Source organism: Mesobacillus sp. (assembly GCF_049588175.1).
Classification (GTDB): domain Bacteria; phylum Bacillota; class Bacilli; order Bacillales; family Cytobacillaceae; genus Mesobacillus.
This window is the reverse complement of the sequence record NZ_JBAVFI010000637.1, coordinates 1-1,838: the sequence shown is the minus strand read 5'-3', so window position 1 is coordinate 1,838 and position 1,838 is coordinate 1. Positions and strand designations below refer to the sequence as shown.

The 1,838-nt window shown below is 44.9% G+C and carries 1 protein-coding gene; it reads left to right on the top strand.

Annotated elements, in window-relative coordinates; translation table 11 throughout:
- The first annotated feature begins 318 nt into the window (after window positions 1-318).
- A complete protein-coding gene (aceA, locus tag WB217_RS15325) occupies window positions 319-1,599 on the top strand; it encodes an isocitrate lyase (RefSeq protein ID WP_335428919.1) in 1,281 nt (426 codons plus the stop codon).
- The last annotated feature ends 239 nt before the right edge of the window (window positions 1,600-1,838 follow it).

Sequence of the window (1,838 nt, the reverse complement as noted above, 5' to 3'; positions counted from 1 at the left end):
GTGGAGCCCGATGGTCCAATCGGATAATACGAGAACAATCATTAGAGTGAAATAAGGCCTCGTATAATCGCCTTTACCTAAATTTTATAGGGTATTTTAATCATTTCTAAAAAATTCACAGAAAAATTCAGTAAATTAATTGCATTTTAAAAACTCTGTTATATAATACATATTAGAGTTATTGATTCTGTACTATAACAAACTATTAAAATAGTACATTTCAATACAAATTACAAGAATAGAAGTGAGCTTCAAAAAACGAAATTTTGACACCGAAGACTTTTAAAACAAAAAACCATTCATTAGGAGGAACGGAAAATGACTCAAGATCGTGTTAAGCAATTGCAGGAAAGCTGGGAATTGGATAGCCGTTGGAATGGAGTGGAAAGAACGTATAGTGCTGAAGAGGTTATTAAGCTTCGCGGATCGGTTGATATTGAATATACACTGGCTCGTCGTGGCGCTGAGAAACTTTGGAAGCTTGTGAATGAAGAGGATTTTGTTAATGCTCTGGGTGCGTTGACTGGAAACCAGGCAGTGCAGCAGGTAAAAGCAGGCTTGAAGGCCATTTACCTCAGCGGCTGGCAGGTTGCGGCGGACGCGAACCTTTCCGGAAATATGTATCCAGACCAGAGCTTGTATCCAGCGAACAGTGTTCCTGCTGTTGTAAAGCGAATCAATCAGGCACTGCAAAGAGCTGACCAGATCACTCACTCTGAAGGTGACAATTCCATCGACTGGTTTGCCCCAATCGTGGCTGACGCTGAGGCGGGCTTTGGCGGACAGTTGAACGTGTTCGAGCTGATGAAGGGTATGATCGAAGCAGGCGCTGCAGGCGTTCACTTTGAAGACCAGCTTTCCTCCGAAAAGAAGTGCGGACATTTGGGTGGAAAGGTACTTTTGCCAACACAAACTGCGGTTCGCAATCTGATTGCAGCGCGCCTTGCGGCTGACGTCATGGGAACACCGACGCTGATTGTTGCTCGTACGGATGCGAATGCGGCGGACTTGATCACGAGCGATGTTGATCCATATGATGCACCATTCATTACTGGCGAAAGAACACCGGAAGGATTTTTCCGTACAAATGCTGGGCTTGACCAGGCAATTGCCCGCGGACTTGCGTACGCACCTTATGCAGACTTGGTTTGGTGTGAAACTTCTGAGCCGGACCTTGAGGAAGCTCGCCGCTTTGCTGAAGCAATTCATGCGAAGTATCCAGGAAAGCTGCTGGCGTACAATTGCTCGCCTTCATTTAATTGGAAAAAGAAGCTTGACGATGAAACGATTGCGAAGTTCCAGGTTGAGCTTGGCAAGATGGGCTACAAGTTCCAATTCGTTACACTTGCTGGCTTCCACGCCTTGAACCACGGCATGTTCGAACTAGCTCGCGGCTACAAAGACCGTGGTATGGCAGCTTACTCCGAATTGCAGCAAGCTGAGTTTGCCAGCGAGCAGCACGGATACACAGCAACAAGGCACCAGCGCGAGGTTGGAACAGGCTACTTCGACCAGGTATCGATGGTCATTTCAGGAGGAACTTCTTCCACTACTGCTCTAAAAGGCTCAACGGAGGAAGCTCAATTTACTGCTTCTTGATGACTTGCTTTGGATGTCTATTAAATTCTGGCAGTTTAATGTGATTCAGTGTAAGCGGAAGACAATTCAAATTGATTCGGCAACAGCTCTCGATGAAGGCAATTCAATCAGATTCAGCGTCAACTGTAGGCATATTGAATAAGCGTCAGATCTCAATAAAGACTTTTTACAAATTGCTTCAGCTATAACTCACAATAAAGCCTTTTTACAAATCAATTCTGCACAGCTATCAATAAGAG

Bases quoted from the DNA above. Each gene is read 5' to 3' on its own strand.
- aceA (WP_335428919.1), top strand. From the start codon at position 319: ATGACTCAAGATCGTGTTAAGCAATTGCAGGAAAGCTGGGAATTGGAT.